General features: G+C 43.8%; 11 protein-coding genes. 1 reads left to right on the top strand and 10 read right to left on the bottom strand.

All coding sequences use genetic code 11. The features are described from left to right. Window positions 1–13: 13 nt before the first annotated feature. The 5 genes from ABH008_RS12870 to ABH008_RS12850 all read right to left on the bottom strand — a co-directional run bounded on the left by ABH008_RS12870 (window position 14) and on the right by ABH008_RS12850 (window position 6,914). Complete coding sequence (locus ABH008_RS12870; protein WP_347986026.1) at window positions 14–361, bottom strand: hypothetical protein; 348 nt, start codon at window positions 359–361, stop codon at window positions 14–16. Between the two features lie 122 nt (window positions 362–483). Beyond that, entirely contained in the window at window positions 484–1,767 is a 1,284-nt protein-coding gene (locus ABH008_RS12865) for a PepSY-associated TM helix domain-containing protein (protein WP_347986025.1), read from the bottom strand. Between the two features lie 432 nt (window positions 1,768–2,199). Beyond that, complete coding sequence (locus ABH008_RS12860; RefSeq protein ID WP_347986024.1) at window positions 2,200–4,809, bottom strand: TonB-dependent receptor; 2,610 nt, start codon at window positions 4,807–4,809, stop codon at window positions 2,200–2,202. Window positions 4,810–4,938: 129 nt separating this feature from the next. After that, window positions 4,939–5,919 carry a FecR family protein gene (locus tag ABH008_RS12855; protein WP_347986023.1) on the bottom strand — a complete coding sequence of 327 codons (981 nt, stop codon included), beginning with the start codon at window positions 5,917–5,919 and terminating at the stop codon, window positions 4,939–4,941. A 413-nt stretch (window positions 5,920–6,332) separates the two neighbouring features. Continuing rightward, window positions 6,333–6,914, bottom strand: coding sequence for a sigma-70 family RNA polymerase sigma factor (locus ABH008_RS12850; protein WP_347986022.1), 582 nt, complete (start codon window positions 6,912–6,914; stop codon window positions 6,333–6,335). A gap of 370 nt (window positions 6,915–7,284) precedes the next feature. On the opposite strand from ABH008_RS12850, the gene ABH008_RS12845 reads away from it, so the two are divergent. Continuing rightward, entirely contained in the window at window positions 7,285–7,920 is a 636-nt protein-coding gene (locus ABH008_RS12845) for a glutathione S-transferase family protein (protein WP_347986021.1), read from the top strand. 152 nt (window positions 7,921–8,072) lie between these two features. On the opposite strand, the gene ABH008_RS12840 is transcribed toward ABH008_RS12845, so the two are convergent. From ABH008_RS12840 to ABH008_RS12820, 5 genes are all read right to left on the bottom strand, one after another. Continuing rightward, a complete protein-coding gene (locus ABH008_RS12840) occupies window positions 8,073–9,377 on the bottom strand; it encodes a PAS domain-containing methyl-accepting chemotaxis protein (RefSeq protein ID WP_347986020.1) in 1,305 nt (434 codons plus the stop codon). 468 nt (window positions 9,378–9,845) lie between these two features. Next, on the bottom strand, window positions 9,846–12,941 hold the full coding sequence (locus ABH008_RS12835; RefSeq protein WP_347986019.1) for an efflux RND transporter permease subunit: 3,096 nt from the start codon (window positions 12,939–12,941) through the stop codon (window positions 9,846–9,848). Beyond that, the gene (locus tag ABH008_RS12830) at window positions 12,938–14,050 is read right to left on the bottom strand and encodes an efflux RND transporter periplasmic adaptor subunit (protein ID WP_347986018.1); all 1,113 of its coding nucleotides are present in this window, start codon (window positions 14,048–14,050) and stop codon (window positions 12,938–12,940) included. The genes ABH008_RS12835 and ABH008_RS12830 overlap by 4 nt, the downstream gene beginning before the upstream one ends. Then, window positions 14,047–15,594, bottom strand: coding sequence for an efflux transporter outer membrane subunit (locus tag ABH008_RS12825; RefSeq protein ID WP_347986017.1), 1,548 nt, complete (start codon window positions 15,592–15,594; stop codon window positions 14,047–14,049). Before ABH008_RS12825 ends, ABH008_RS12830 begins: the two co-directional genes overlap by 4 nt. Beyond that, the gene (locus ABH008_RS12820; RefSeq protein ID WP_347986016.1) at window positions 15,591–16,256 is read right to left on the bottom strand and encodes a CerR family C-terminal domain-containing protein; all 666 of its coding nucleotides are present in this window, start codon (window positions 16,254–16,256) and stop codon (window positions 15,591–15,593) included. Before ABH008_RS12820 ends, ABH008_RS12825 begins: the two co-directional genes overlap by 4 nt. Window positions 16,257–16,419: the final 163 nt, after the last annotated feature.

Here is a 16,419-nt window from a genome sequence, read left to right as displayed (position 1 = left end):
TAAGCTCAAAGGCCTATTTCTTATCCAGTTTTTTCTTGGCAGCATCCAGTGTGGTACCAATAGTTTCTACGCTTTTTCGATAGTCTGCCTGTTCTTTATTAGCGGTATCTGCAATCACGGTATTATCGGTATTGGCTTCATTAATCAGGCATTCGAAGTAAGTTCTGGCTTGCAGTTGCCATTCGTTGGTGGCCTTAACGCTTTTATTAAAACCGTCCACATCTTTATCATCCACGGCTGGCGGTATTGGTTTTTCACCGCATTTAGCCGGTTTCCAACCACCATCACTTAGTGTTCCAGCTTGGGCAATATTTGCTAGCGGCAATAGAATAAAGGTAGTGATTAATACAAACAGTTTCATTCGTTATCTCCGAATAATGATAAAAGAACAGGATTTTGGATCGGCTATATAAAATTTTCAAATAGAAAATAATAGAAGCATGGCTAATATTTCTGATTCAGATATTTTGGCGGGGTATTGGCTTAAGGTGTTAAACCTTTACTTTCATGCGGTATACTCATCTGCCGTTTCTGTGAGAATAATCGCGCCCGGCGTTTTTTTAGCCAAATATAGACGCCAGTGATAGACAGCATCGCCACCACCAAGCCCATGAGACAGACGAAAATCTGAAAGGGTAAACCCCAGATACCGGCCATGTGCAACGTCACCAGCCAAAGGGTAGCGGTAATACCGGCATTCTGCCCGGAAGGCATAAAAAGTGAAACAAACTTGCCACTGTCGCCATCGAAATACACAGCTGTGCCACCGTTTTTGTCACCAATATCTCTATCGGTTTTAGTCCCATAAGCGAATAAACCTTTCTCGGGCAGATACAACAGGGTGTCTTCTGCATAGATATTAAAATGCTGTAATTCTGCCTGTTCAGCCATAAACCGCTGCCCTATCGTTTGCGCGGTATGCCAATCGATACCCGGCTCGGGGCGCGGTTGCGGCAGATTGGCTATCGGTAAATTGCCTATATCGGGTAAATCAAACAGCGCGACCATTACCGGTTGATAAACTTGGGTACGCAGATTAAAGCAGACCGATGACCAAGCAAATACAAACAACATAATCCAGGTCCACAAACCTCCAGCGCGGTGCAAATCAAAATTAATGCGATAATTAGAAGCGGGCCATTTTATTTTCCAGGCGACAACCCACCGCGACCAGTAGCCTTTTTGCTGTTGTGCTAAAGGCTGTTTTAACCTGACTTCGCTATTATTCCGCCGTATTGGCAAAGTTAAATAAAAACCCACAAAACAATCCACCGTCCAGATCAGCGCCGCAATGCCGAACAGCCAGCCGCCCACTTCGCCCAGGGCTAGTGAGTAATGCAAACTATAAATTACGCTTAAAATATTGCGGCGGGATAGTGGCCATAACCCTTCATCCTTGCCATACTCGATCAATTCGCCACTATATGGATTCAGCCGAATCAAGTTGTGCCCTAAATCATAAGGCTTGCCGGTTTCTGGATCGTTTCTTGGTGATAGAAATATCTCATAGACCTGCCCCGGCTTAAGATTAAAACTAATCATGTTGACTTGTGCATGTGGCTCCAATGCCAGGGCTTTTTCACGTAAGGTATATCCATCCAGCAAGGGTTTGTCTTGTGGTACGACATAATGGCGTTCGGGATTCAGCCAGCCATCCAGTTCTTGATAAAAAGCCAGCACACTACCCGTCATTCCGGCTACGGTCAGAAAAAAGGCCATATACAGGCCTGCATAGCGGTGCACCAGCACCCAAAATTGGCGTGTCATTGGAAGGATCTCATGGATTGTTTGGATGTGAATAGCCGAATGTATAATCCGGCACAGCAGCAAAATAATGCCTTATTTAGGTAAGACGTATCAGCGCGTTAAAATCCTCATTTTTGTTGGAAATAAATGGATGTGGCATTAGCCAATCCACATTTTCCTCCCTAAATTCTTAAGCAGGATGTAACAAATCAAAATAAGTTAGGCTAAATGGCGCAACATTTGTTTGCACCGAACAAGGTATTAAATTGGATTTAACGGCCTATACCACAAAAGAAAATGTTATCTAGATTTCACCATTTCAAAGATTTAGAGACAGTAAAAAGATAAAAACCTATTACTGCTATCCAGAAATTTAACAAACAGCTCAATTCTATCAAGCTGTTTGTTAAGCAATATACAAATGATTCCAGATTTAATAAATGAGAAATATGGCTAAAATTGAATACCAATAGACCCCATAAAAAATCGTGGTTGACCAAATGTCGAAAACATACCGGTTGAAGACCCATTACCCAGAGGATCTATCCCTCCACCCAGAATATAATATTTATCAAGCAGATTTTTGATATTAAACTGCGCTGTCACTTTGGTTTTGCCAACATTAACACTATAAGCTGCCAGTAAATCAACTGTGGTGAATCCTGGAATTTGAGACAAATTGGGTTGGGAACAACAAACCAGTTGACCATCTTGAAGATTTACCCCACCACCAATTTTAAATCCCTTAAGCTCATCTTCCATAAACTCATAAGTGGTAAATAAGCTGGCTGTGTTTCGTGGTACGCCCCAGTAACGGGTGCCGACGCTGTATAGCCCTTGATAGAGTGAATTTTGCGCATCTGTTTTGGTTACATGAATATCTGTATTGGCATAGGTAGCAATGACGTTCCAATTGGGTAGTATTTGCCCCTGAATGTCTACTTCTGGACCATGGCTATTGATTTGGCCTATGGTTAATTGACAAGCACTACCGTAACAAGCAAAAGGATGCGCGGGATCGTTTGCTGCAACATTGGTTTTGGTTAAATCGTAATAGGCAAAATTAGCGCGTAAGCGACCATCATAAAATTCGGTCTTGATGCCGCCTTCATATTGCGCGGCACTGGTAGGAGCCACTGCTTGAAAATTCGGCCATGTGAAACCCGTATTCGCACCAAATCCTTCGACGTAATTGGCATAGGCGCTTAACCAGTTTTGTGGTTGCCACAAAATACCGACACGCGGAGTAACGGCATCTTGAGTTTGTGGTGGTGTAAATGATAGTGCCCCCAAATAATCTTGGGTTGATGATTTTTGATGTATGTATTGGTAACGAATACCGCCCATGACATGAAAATTGTAAGGCAGTTTTATCTGGTCTTGTATATACAGACCGTATTGATCGGTAATATTTCGAGTTTTAGTCCAGGACGTTGGGTCAACCGATGACGGATAATTATTTCCAGGATGGACAGGGTTATAGGTATTGATATTAGATAACGGTTGTCCGCTGTTAAACAACCAATTGATAAAAGTTGCATTATCGGTTGCATTGCTAGCGGTTGAATTAAGACGATAATAATCGCTACCCATCAGCAAGGTATGTTTTAGTCCTACGGTATCAAAGTGTCCGGTTATATCCAGATTAGTTGAATAGGTGTCATTAGCTGTTTTCTGATCGAAATAGTCTAAACGGTACACTGAATTAGTGCTGAGATTGTTAGTAAAGCGTTGGAAAAATGCAGCGGCAGTAGGGTCGTTAAACTGATAACTCGGATAAGAGGCAATGGGAATATTACTAGATACCCTATTTGCAGAGACTCTATGTTTTATATTCCAATCATCGTTAAATTGGTGCGACCAATTCATGCCAACAAAAATAGTATCCTGAATGCCGGGTGAGTATTCACCATAGTTATTTTTGATGGGCATATTCATGAGTTGACCGTTGATGATGGGTATAAAGCCAGTATCCACATCAAAGTTTTTATGTTGATATTCCATTTCCAGTGTTGCTTGGGTTTTTTTACTAATATTCCATTTCAATACCGGTGCCAGAAACACATTATCGTTAAAGACCAAATCGCGAAAAGATCCGCTGTTTTCATAGGACATATTCATCCGGTACAACAATGTATCATCTATGGTTAACGGGCCAGTGGCGTCAAGCGTGGTTCGGTATAAATCGTAGGATCCGAATTGCTGATTCAATGCATAATAAGGCGTGGCTAATGGCTGTTTGGTGACTACGTTTACCATGCCACCCGGTTCAGCCAAACCGTATAAAATAGCTGCTGGACCTTTTAGTACCTCAATACTTTCTATATTGGCCATTTCACGACTGGCAGAGCCCTGTTGTAAACGGAAACCGTTCCGAAAAAAAGTTTGAGAGGCAAAACCGCGTATAGTAATTTGTTGGGTTGGTGCATTGGCGTTGCCAAAACCGAAAGCAAAACTGCCTGTGGTTACCCCACTGACATTTTTTAAAGCATCGCCCAGATTAATGACTTGTTGATCTTTCAAAACCTGTTTGGAAATGACCTGTACATTCAGTGGTGTTTCCATAATGGGTGTATCGGTCTTAGTGCCGCTGGTTGCGCTGGGTAGCACATAGTCTGCATTATAAGGATCTTTAACATCATCAATGCTATTACCCACTACTGTAACCTTGGGTAAGGAAATTGGATCAGCCTGATTGATGTGTGGTGCGGGAGGCAGTTCTTCCACAGTAAAAGCGTTATCGGCGGTCTTACGAAAACCCAACCCAGAATGCCCCAGCAGTATTTTTAACGCTTGTTCCGGTGAATATTGACCAGATACAGGTTGTGAGCGTAACTTTGCGACCAAGTCTGCTTGATACAATAGACGCAGATTGGTTTTATCGGCCAACTCGGTTAACGCACTGTCTAGCGGTAGCGCCGGAATATTGAAGGTTTGCGGCTTATCGTCCGCCCAGGCAGCCATGCTCACGCTGGTAATCAACATTAGCGATGCGATTTGCTTGAGTGTAAAAATAGGAGGGGTATTTTGTCTGGAGCTGCCTATTTGACGCGTTTTTTTCATATCCATTCCATAATGTTTGCACGGTTCCACAACCGCTTCAGTGTTAGGACGGATGAAACGAAAAATCCTGTAAAGGATTTAGAAAATTGTTATGTGTAACTGATCAAACCATAACAATACGAGCCAGAATTAACCATGCAGGAGCGTCAACCAAGGGGTAATCCGGGTGACTTTAATCGGCAAAATTTGCTCGATCATGTACATGCTGGCAGCGGGATCATTAATAGGAAATACACCACTGACGCGCAGATTCGCCAAGCGATCATCGACTATGGCGATACGTCCATACACGTAACGGTCAAGCTCTGCAACCACCTCTTGTAGCGGCTGGTTTTTAAATACTAGCTTGCCACGTTGCCAAGCCGTGGCTTGATTAATATCCACAGCAACAATGGATTGCAGGCCGTTTTCCTGGTCATAAAAGCCTTGTTGTCCTGCATTGACCCGAGAGGTCTCTGCGTAGTCTTTGTCATGCAGGCCTTTGACACTAACGGCGTGTTCTTGTACTGTGATAAACGTTGTTTTTGATCGTTCCGTCACTTCAAACACTGTGCCCAAGGCTTTGATAATCGCGATGTCAGTAGCAACCTCAAAAGGTCGGTTGCGATCAGTAGCGACATGAAAAACAGCTTGGCCGTGTTTCAGTACCAACTTTCGGCCTGACGCACTGTAGTTAACGCTTAGTGCAGTGTCAGTATTCAACTTTACTTGACTGCCATCAGCAAGGGTGATGGTTTTTTGTTCGCCAACAGCAGTGTAGTAGTCGCTAAACCAGTGATCATTTAGGGAGATTAGAGGCAGCGTCAGTATAAACAGGATACTTGCTACGGCCAAACCGCGTAAGCGTCGGCCGTCATGTCTAACGCGTTTGCTGTCAATCAACGGCTGCGGTTCGCTACTAATGGGTTTTTCTGTGCCCATCACCTCGCCCATATCCAGCATCAATTGCTCTGCTTCGATAAACGCCTTTTGGTGCGATGGACTACGATTGATCCATTGTGCAGCCAACAATTTATCCTGCTTAGTCACCTTATCGGAATTCAAGCGAATGATCCAATCAATGGCTTGATCGGATAATTCGGTAATTTCTGAAACGGATGCTTTGGACATAAAGGGCGTAGTGATGTTTGTTATTATTATGACGGATGAGTGAACATTTCCTTTCGTTTTTTTTATTGACGAGGCTAACACATTCAGCTTACGCTGAAAATCGTGCCAAAGGCAGGTTATAAACGAAGGACTGATAATTTTTCCAGATACCTGTGGTACCTGGCGTTTGTGTAGCTGACGAGAAAAAATTTAAGGCATGCTAAAACGGCTTAAAACTAATGCAAACCTTGTATTGCTTTTAATCTAACCTAGTATTGATACCTAGCTTCAGCTTAGTTCTCTTGGTTAGCTAGCATGACGCACGGTAATTATTTCGCACAATAAGTCACTTAGCACTCATCTTCGATTAATTTTTACTTAAACAGACTCAGATAGTTGAGTAATCATTTTGTTGGTAACCTTCATCAATCTAATTAATGTTGTCTTAACCGATCCCGGCAATGTTTAATGGCTTGCGCTAGGTGTTTGCCAACTGCGCTTTCTGAGATGTTTAAACTGGCTGCGACTTGGGTATAGCTATAACCCTCCACGCGATGCAAATAAAAAACCTTGCGGCACAGCTCGGGTAATTCATGCATGGCTTTGTTTATCGCGGCCAAACGCTGTTGATGCAGATAATGCTTATCCGGTCCGGGTAGCATGTCTGGAATATTCTGTATCACTTCGTCGTCCACATCCAGTGATAACCGATTAACACTTAAGCGTTGGTAATCAATCACCAAATTGGCAACAATCCTATACACAAAGGCACGCGGATTGTCGATGGTTTCAGCAGGTAAGCGATTGCTAAGACGCAAGTAGGCATCTTGCAGTATGTCGGAAGACAAGTCTTCGGAACCTAGTTTCCTGGCAATAAAACGGCTAAGTTCATCCCGATGTTGCTGGATGAAGTTGGCAATAATTTGGGGCGTTAATTCTGTTCCGCTAGTATTGAGGGAATTTTCATTGTCAGCTTCTATGAAGTTTTTAAGTGGTGATAAAGTTGGATCGACCATGTAATATCAATGTATTTGCTGAAAATGATGGTTAATAGCATTATTTATGCCAGTTAGCTGAAATCATCTGTAATGTAGGTAGAGCAAGGGATTGCTGAGCAGAAAGACTGCAAAATTTGAAATAAATAATTAAAGATTACGTGATATAACACAACTTATTTATGTGAAATAACATAGTTTAATTATTTTGCAGCGCTTTTTTTAGGGCATAAATTAAAATACCACCTTGTTTACATCCATACCCGCCATTAGTACTGGTAAAAAGCCTCAGTTTTGTGTAGCTTAGTCAATTCCATAAGACCGTATCTAGCGCAAATTACATTTTCTATTCTATTACCCATTAAACTGACGACAAGCCTAAGGAGCATTTATGCAACAGTCTGAATTACCCTTGATTCTCTATACACATCCCATGTCACGCGGGCGAGTGGTACGCTGGATGCTGGAAGAAATTGGCTGCGTTTACGAGACAAAATTACTCGAATACGGCACCAGCATGAAAGCACCCGAATTTCTTGCTATTAACCCAATGGGCAAGGTGCCTGTTCTTAAGCATGGTGAAGCAGTCGTTACTGAAACTATTGCCATCTGCACTTATTTAGCACAGGCATTTCCAGCAGCCCTACTAACACCAGATCAGGATGATCATCATGCTTGGGCGGATTATTATCGTTGGTTGTTTTTTGCCGCTGGCCCACTGGAAGCCGCAATTACCGACAAATCGCTGGGAATCCAGATACCAGAAGAGCGACAAAGGTCTGTCGGTTATGGTAATTTTGAACAGGTAATAAGTGTAATTGAATCTACACTAAAACATAAAAAAGTGATTGCTGGCAATCGCTTTAGTAGCGCAGACCTTGTTCTTAGTTCCTACCTTTCCTTCTACTCCCAATTTGGAATTATTCCAGCCAATTCAATTATTTCGGACTATTTTACTTTACACAAAAACCGCCCCGCTGCTATTCGTGCAGAGCAGATTGATGTAGCCTTGTTAGGCAAACCCTAGTGATATAAAGTGTAATTTAGTTTGGTTTTCAAAAAAACTGTAGGTATGGATGCTGAGTAATTTAATGATGTAGGGTGTTAGCCAATGGAATGCCGACACCCGTATTGCCATATACACCTTTTAACGATAAATGAAGCAGTCTGGGTCTACCGCTAAAATAACGACGCTACTGTGTTAGAAACGTTGACTGCGCCTTGGTAAATTTCCTTCATGACCGCTGATACTTGCGAAATTTGCTCATTGCTGGATTGGGCGCTATTTTTAACGATATCCATACGTTCAGTAACTGTTGATGTTAAGTTACGATTAGCATCTACCACTTGGTCGATTTCGGCAGTTGCTTTGCTGGTACGTCCTGCCAACTGTCTAACTTCGTCGGCAACCACAGCAAAACCTCGCCCTTGCTCACCAGCGCGAGCGGCTTCGATGGCGGCGTTTAAGGCCAGTAAATTGGTTTGATCGGCAATTTGGCTAATGGTTGATACTATGGAAATAATACTGCTAGATTGCTCGTTTAATTGTGCAATCACTTCGCTAACTTGATTGATTTGCAGAGTAATTACATTTGACATTTCAACTGAAGTTGCTAACAGACGGGTACCATTTTCTGCGATTTGGCTGGTTTCTTCCGCCGTAGAAAACGACATTTGTGCTGCTTGAATCACGTTATTATTGCGGTTAACTTTATGGGTGATGTCAGTTGCAAATTTGATGACTTTAATCACTTTTCCATCGGCGTCGATGATGGGATTGTAGGACGCCTCTAACCATACCTGCTCGCCACGTGAATTTCGACGTTGAAATTCTCCAGCTTGAAATTGACCGCTTTGCATCAACCTCCAAAAATTGGGATTGTCAGTGTAGAAACTATCAAAACACAACATTCGATGATGATTGCCGACAATATCATGTAATTGATAGTCCATTAATTGCAGAAATTGGTTGTTTGCCGTTACGATTTGACCGTCTGGTGTAAATTCGATGACTGCCATTGATCTGTGCAAGGCTTGTTGAATGGCCAGTTGATCGCGTAATGTATTGTGCATATCAGTCACGTCACTGGCAATTTTAAATACTTTGGTAATATGGCCTTGCTGGTTAGTGACTGGAAAATAGCTGGCTTCCAGCCAGATGCTATTGCCCGATTTATGCCGACGTAAAAAGGTGCCATGTTGTTTTTTACCTGCGTTAAGATTTTTCCAAAACAATGCATATTCACTACTGTTCACATAGGATTGTTCACATAAGATTTTATGGTGACGACCTTCTAATTCGCTGGCGGTATAACCCACAGTATCCAAAAACAATGGATTGGCTTTTATGATTGTCCCATCGGGTGAAAACTCAATGGTAGCGACATTCGCTTCAATTGAGTTGCTCATATCGGTCAATTCAGCTAATTTACCCAGAGTTTCGGCTAAATTGGTTTTGAGTTTCTTGGAAAAGAAATCGAACACTATGTACTCCGTCAGTTAAAGGGGGGGTGTTAAGGAACTGAAATTACCGTTAATTTTAGCTATGGCTTACTTTACCGAGCACTTTTAGAAATTATAGACCAACCCTGATTTTTTTTTAGTTGCTAAACCAGCGTTTACTAGCGACACCCTATATTAATGCAGTTAGATGATGATAGTGAGCAGCGTTGTTCTGGATATTCCAGTTAAACAATGTAAGCGGGGATAGGTTTGCGGCGCCAGTTTGAGCGTGCCTTTGATGTAGAGGGATTTAAATACAATTGATTCAATTGCAAAACCCAATAAAGTCAGATGCGTTGGTAGTCAGAATGACTAGACAATCCAGTATCATTTCTCGCCTGTTGGGTTAATTTCCAAAAGGCAAGAAATGCTAAACATGATACTTCAATTAAATATCAATTGCTTATAGCTAACTTAACATAACTTGCAATTGAGCGACGCACAACAATGTTACTCAGATACTTTTTTATGATCAGTACGGGTAGATTTTTTTGTTAAACCTAAAATAATATTCTTTAAATCATCCAAATAGGTATAGGCAACCGGAATCACTAACAGGCTCAGTAGGGTTGATGTGACCAGTCCGCCAATCACAGCAACTGCCATGGGGCTGCGAAACGAAGCATCTGCCTCCCCCATTCCCAGGGCGATGGGCAGCATCCCCGCCCCCATGGCTATGGTAGTCATTACAATAGGCTGCGCACGTTTATGACAGGCATCCAGCAAAGCATCTACTCGACTCATGCCATGACGTCTGGCAACAATGGCATACTCCACTAACAGAATAGAGTTTTTGGTAGCAATACCCATTAACATCACCAAACCGATTAAGGAAGGCATGGAAAAACTTTTGTTGGCTAACAATAAAGCCACAAAACCACCCCCGAACGATAATGGTAAGGCCATCAATATGGTAATGGGTTGAATAAAGTCTTTAAACAATAACACCAAGACAATAAAAATACACAGCACACCAGTAAGCATAGCTAAACCAAAACTGCTGAACAATTCGGTCATCATTTCCGCATCACCAATATTGATTTTTTTTACACCATTTGGCAAATTCTGCATACTGGGTAAGTTTTCTACAGCATTGGTTACATCACCCAAGGGTAGATCAGACAGTTCTATTTCAAAGTTAACGTTACGTGAACGATCATAGCGGTCGATGACAGCCGGACCACTGCCCAAACTCAGCGTAGCCACTTGTTTAAGCATAACAGCGTTTAAGCCTGCTTTTATACTCGGTACAGCCAAGCGTTCCAACACAGACAGATCACTACGTCCTGTATCAGTCAGTTTAACCATAACAGGGACTTGTCGTTGCTCAAGATTTAATTTCGGTAAGGAATAATCATAGTCGCCAACCGTTGCAATGCGTAGCGTTTGCGCAATACTGGCACTGGTTACCCCTAAATCGGCAGCGCGTGCAAAATCGGGCAGTACCGAAATTTCGGGCCTTACCAGTGCAGCGGAAGAGGCAATACTGCCCAGTCCAGGTATGGTGCGCAAATCTTTTTCTACTGCACGAGCAGCGGTATTTAAAGCTAAGCTATCATCACCACTCAGCACTAACACATACTTTTCGCCATTGCCCCCTAAGCCCACTTTAAAGCGTGCGCTAGGTAATTGTTCCAAGGCTATGCGTATATTTTGTTCTATAACCTGTTTACGCACTGGACGGTCCTGACGCTCAGTCAATGTAACGGTTAGTGTGGCTTTACGTACTTCGCTAGATTGACTGCCAGAAAGTGCATCGCTACCGGCTGAACCACCACCAATAGTGGTATAGATAGAATCGACGTAAGGTACTTTTTTGACTAACTCCCGCGCTATTTCCGCCGCTTCATGCGTTTGTGCCAAGGTCGAACCTGGCGCTAATTCCACAAAAACTTGTGTCTGAGAACTATCATCGGCGGGGATAAAGCCTGTCGGTAATAACGGAATTAAAAATAATGTACCCACAAAAAATACAATGGCACCCATTAATGTAATCAAGCGATGCTTAAGGCACCAAGTTGCCAATTGCATGTAATATTGCATGATGCGACCTGTGCTATGTATTACCTGTCCGGTGTCTTTTAACAAATAGGCAGCCATTAACGGGGTCAGCATACGCGCAACCACCAGAGAAGCCATGATGGCAAGTGCAGCCGTCCAGCCAAATTGTTTAAAGAATCGACCGGGAATCCCATCCATAAATGCGGTAGGCAAAAACACAGCCACCAAGGCAAACGTGGTGGCAATAACCGCCAGCCCAATCTCATCAGCCGCTTCCATTGCAGCTTGATAGGGGGTTTTGCCCATCCGTAAATGACGGGTAATGTTTTCTACTTCGACGATGGCATCATCAACCAAAATGCCAATTGACAATGATAAAGCCAGCAAGGTAACGGTATTAAGCGAAAAACCAAAATAATGCATGCCAAAGAATGCTGGAATCACCGATAAAGGCAAGGCGATAGCGGAGACAAACGTTGCTCGCCAATCACGTAAAAATATCCAGACCACCAATACAGCCAATACAGAGCCTTCATAAATCATATTCATGGAACCCTGAAAGTCTTCTTGCACCATCGTAACGAAATCAAACGCTTGCGTAATTTCAATATCGCTATTTTCGGCTTCTAATACTTTCAATAACTTTTGCACGCCCGCGGCCACTTCCACTTCACTGGCGCCACGGCTACGCGTCACTTCAAAACTGACAACCGGCTTACCATTCAATAAAGCCATTTCGCGTGGTTCTGCAATCGCATCACTGACTGTGGCTATTTGCTCTAAACGTATACGGCTGCCATTATCAAGGTAGATGGGTATTGCCCCTATTTCCTGCGCAGATTTTACGTTACCCAAGGTACGCAAGGGTTGTTCGCCAACGCCCAACACGGCACGACCACCGGCACTTTCCTGCTGTATCTGCTTCAGTTGTTGTGAAATACTGGTAGCAGTGGCGTTGAGTGCCTGAAGTTTAAGTGGATCTAAAGCAATAGTAATCTCACGACTAACCCCCCCTACCCGTTTAACAGCACCCACACCTGGCACAGTTAACAGTTTTTTGGCGATAGTGTTTTCGACAAACCAGGACAAGGCTTCTACATCCCTGCTGGATGAGGCCACGGTGTAAGCCAAAATAGGCGAACTGGCCAAATCCACTTTGGTAACAATAGGATCTCTGACATCGGTGGGTAGATCAGCACGCACTTTTGAGACTGCAGAGCGAACATCTTCCATGGCTTCTTGTACGGGCTTTTCTAGACGGAACTCAACCGTAATTTTGACACTGCCATCCTGTATTTTGGTGGTCATGTGTTTTAAGCCTTGCAAAGTTGCAATCGAATCTTCGATTTTACGCGCAACTTCGTTTTCAAGCTGAGTGGGCGAAGCACCGGGCAAGCTGGCCGATACCGTCACCGTTGGTAAATCTAAATCCGGAAAATTTTGTATTTTCATGGCTTTGAAGCTCATGATGCCACCAAAACTTAACAACACAAATAACATGAGTGCCGGAATGGGATTGCGGATACACCAGGCTGATACATTCATGGTTGCACCAACCTGACGCTATCGCCGTCGTTCAAAAAGGTAGTACCACTAGCAACCATGTTATCGTTAGCACTAATGCCAGACACAATTTCCAGCGTGTTATCCTGTTGTCGCCCTACTTGCACTTTTAGTTGGCTGACGGTAGCCACATTGTCCTTTGCCTCTCCAACTCGGAATACATAGCTGAAACCTTCTCGAAATGAAACAGCAGTTTGTGGCACGGTTAATCCTTGCGTGGTATCTAATTGAAAGTGACCCGTGCCAAACATGCCGGCACGCATTCCTTGGGCAGTGGCTGCCGGTAAATCGACATAGACCAGACCATTACGGGTTTGGTTATCCAACGCCGGTGCCAGAGTACGTACCTTACCTTTAACAGTACCCACCCCAGTAACAATTACTGAAACGGGTAAGCCTGGTTTTATTTTTACCATTTCACTGGCGGTAACTTCGCCGCGCCATTCCAGGCGGTTTTGCCTGATCATGCGAAACAGTTCCTGTCCCTTATTGGCTACTGCCCCCAACGTGGCGGTACGTGAAGAGATAACCCCATCATCAATAGCCAATACCCGTGTATATTTTAATTGTATAAGTTGCGCATCCAGTTGTGCCTTGGCAGATTGCACCTTGGCGAGTGCGGTTTTTTGTGTGGTTAAATATTGAGCGATTTGTAATTGACTAATCGCACCGCTATTATTAACCGCTTCAGCCCGTTTTGCGTTCAATTGTGCATCGGCCAAATTGGCTTCGGCTTCGGCCAATGCAGCACGGCTTTTGGCGACATCCGTGGAGACAGTTTCGTCGGCAAATGTGGCCAGTACTTGTCCTTTACGCACATTATCACCCACTTGCACGGCCACTTCGTTTAAATGCAAATCGCTCACTTCTGCACCAATAATGGCTTCCTGCCAAGCTGCGATAGAGCCGTTGGCAAGTATCTGCACGGGAATGGACTGATATTGCGGGCGCACAACATTGACATTCAATGAGGGTTTAGTCGCTGTGTGACTGGGTTTTTCTTCAGCATAGGCGCAAGGGGTTGTCGTCAGCGCCAAAGCGATTATGAAGCTAGCTATACAAAGCGTGGCGTTGTATTTTCCTTTGCTCATGATTTTTCTCCTGATAAACTTTGTTGTGGATTGGTTGAAGTGGGAGGCTGTACATTGGGTTGACTAGTCTCTATTGGTTTAAGCTCACTAGTGGATTGCTGCGCTTCTTCCCAACTTCCACCGGCGGCTCTGTATAGGGCTATCCAGGCACTGACTTGTTCTTGCTCTAAATCTTTAACCGCCAACTCAGAGGATAACTGATTGCGTCTGGAGGTTTCCAAATCGATTAAACTGCCTAACCCGTTTTCAAATAATTGGCGACTGGCTTGAAAACTTTGCTGATACGCACTGGCGGCCTGACGTGCATGAACTATGCTTTGCGCAGCAGTATCAAGCCTGACCAATGCTTCTTCCACCTCTTTAACAGCAGTACGCACTTTACTGTGATAATTACTCACCGCTGCCTCATATTGCGCACGCATCGAGTCTACATTTGCAGCACGTTTTCCCGCATCAAACAACGGCAAACTCAGCGTAGGGCCAATCGACCAGGTTTGCGCCAAAGCTAGCGCCGCACCATTCATACTTTGCAAGGTTGGTGTAATATTGCCTGACAAACTTAACTTGGGATAACGCTTGGCTTGTTCAACGCCTATATTGGCACTGGCTTCTGCAACATCACGTTCCGCAGCCGCCAGGTCTGGCCGTTGAAGTAAAGCATGAGCTGGCACACTGTCTAATTTAAAAGCAGGTGCAGCAGGCAGTTTTGCTATCAATTCCGGTTGTTTCTGCAAAGACTGACGTACAGTGTTTTCATCCAATGCAGTTAAGGCAACCAGTCCTTTTATAGATCGCTCGCATTGCCCTTGTTTTTGCAGCAACGTTTTTTTAGCTTCTGCCAAGCTGGCATGACTGAGAGAGGTATCGGCCAGCGAGCGAAAACCGTGTGTTTGCGCAAGATCTAGAAGATTACTGGCGACTTGTCTAGATTCGCTATCAGCTTGCAGTTGTTGCACTTGCACTTCACAATAGCGGTAACTCAGATAAGCATTAGCCACTTCCACTGCTACGGCGACTCTGGCATCGTGCCAAGAGGCGTTGCGCGATTCTAATTGACTTTGCGAAGCTTGGGTTTGGCGGGCCAGGCCACCAAATAAATCCAGCTCCCAGCTGGATTGTAAGCCAGCTTGATACTGGGTACGGTAAAAGGCCGGACCACCAATTGAGAAAGAGGATCTGGTCGCGCCTAAATTGCCATCCAAAGTCGGTAAGAATGCAGAATCGGCACCTATTAAACTGGCACGTGCTTGCTCAATTCTTGATGCCGCATTAGCGACCGAATAACTGGCATTTTCTGCTGATTGCAAAAACTGATTTAGAGTAGTATCGTTAAAGCGTTCCCACCAGTGTAACAATGCGTCTGGCTGTCCTTGATGCGCTAACGGCAGTTGTTCTTCCTCTGGTTGCGGTGCTTGCCAGTGGTCTGCTATAGACAGCGACGGCGGGCTATAATCCGGCCCCACGGTTGCGATGAGTCCAGTAGAACACGCGGTCAACAATGACAGTGAAAATAACATTAAATAGTTTTGTTTAGTTGTCATCATACAGCGCCCTCCTCTGCTCTACGTTGCGCTTCGTTATTCAGCATTGCCAGAGCGTATCCCGACAAGCGTTTAGCCAAAATATCCACTGCCTCTGGTGTAGTGAGCATTTGCGGTGCAATAGCTGCCACAATATCCTGCCCAACAAACATATGCACACCCATACCTACAATCGCAAATGCCAGTCTTTGCATATCAATATCCACCTCTGTTACACCGAGATGCTGTTTCAGCAAGCTTAACAATTCTTCGTGTTGTGGTTTTATTTCGGTCTCAATTTCTTTCTGCCAGGCCCCGGTTGGTTCTAACATTTCCCGGTAATGTAATTTCATCACCAAGCCAATGTCATCTCCCAGTTTAAAGGGGGTTAGAAAATCGCTGAAAAATAGTTCAAGGGCCTCAGCAATAGGTAAATTGGCATAGCGTTGTCGATTGCCACGCGCAGGCATTTTTATTAGAGGCTCTGAATAAACAGCGCGATACAGCCCGGCTTTATCACCAAAGTAATAGCGGATGGCAGATATATTGGCACCTGCGGCTTCGCAAATCTCACGAGTGGTGGCTGCAACAAAACCTTTTTCGGCAAATAGCCGCAACGCGGCAACTAATAAACATTGACGAGGATCATTACTGTCTTTGACATCTGGCTGTTGTGTGTTGGACATATGAATTTATAGTGGTTAAAGTTGATTAAATCAAACGATTGAATTTAATTGTATCAATCAAACGATTGATTGACAAATTTTTTTATAAAAAAATGGATAAGCCACCTTCAACAGATAGTTATTATTTTACAACGCAGTTATATATTCATAGATATCAATGAGC

The sequence above is a fragment of the Methylomonas sp. AM2-LC genome (genome assembly GCF_039904985.1).
GTDB lineage: Bacteria > Pseudomonadota > Gammaproteobacteria > Methylococcales > Methylomonadaceae > Methylomonas.
This window is presented reverse-complemented; position numbering and strand designations above follow the sequence as displayed.

Coding starts and splice junctions, on each gene's coding strand:
- ABH008_RS12860 (WP_347986024.1), bottom strand. CDS start 4,809: ATGAAAAAAACGCGTCAAATAGGCAGCTCCAGACAAAATACCCCTCCT.
- ABH008_RS12830 (WP_347986018.1), bottom strand. CDS start 14,050: ATGAGCAAAGGAAAATACAACGCCACGCTTTGTATAGCTAGCTTCATA.
- ABH008_RS12835 (WP_347986019.1), bottom strand. CDS start 12,941: ATGAATGTATCAGCCTGGTGTATCCGCAATCCCATTCCGGCACTCATG.
- ABH008_RS12820 (WP_347986016.1), bottom strand. CDS start 16,256: ATGTCCAACACACAACAGCCAGATGTCAAAGACAGTAATGATCCTCGT.
- ABH008_RS12855 (WP_347986023.1), bottom strand. CDS start 5,919: ATGTCCAAAGCATCCGTTTCAGAAATTACCGAATTATCCGATCAAGCC.
- ABH008_RS12865 (WP_347986025.1), bottom strand. CDS start 1,767: ATGACACGCCAATTTTGGGTGCTGGTGCACCGCTATGCAGGCCTGTAT.
- ABH008_RS12850 (WP_347986022.1), bottom strand. CDS start 6,914: ATGGTCGATCCAACTTTATCACCACTTAAAAACTTCATAGAAGCTGAC.
- ABH008_RS12845 (WP_347986021.1), top strand. CDS start 7,285: ATGCAACAGTCTGAATTACCCTTGATTCTCTATACACATCCCATGTCA.
- ABH008_RS12825 (WP_347986017.1), bottom strand. CDS start 15,594: ATGATGACAACTAAACAAAACTATTTAATGTTATTTTCACTGTCATTG.
- ABH008_RS12870 (WP_347986026.1), bottom strand. CDS start 361: ATGAAACTGTTTGTATTAATCACTACCTTTATTCTATTGCCGCTAGCA.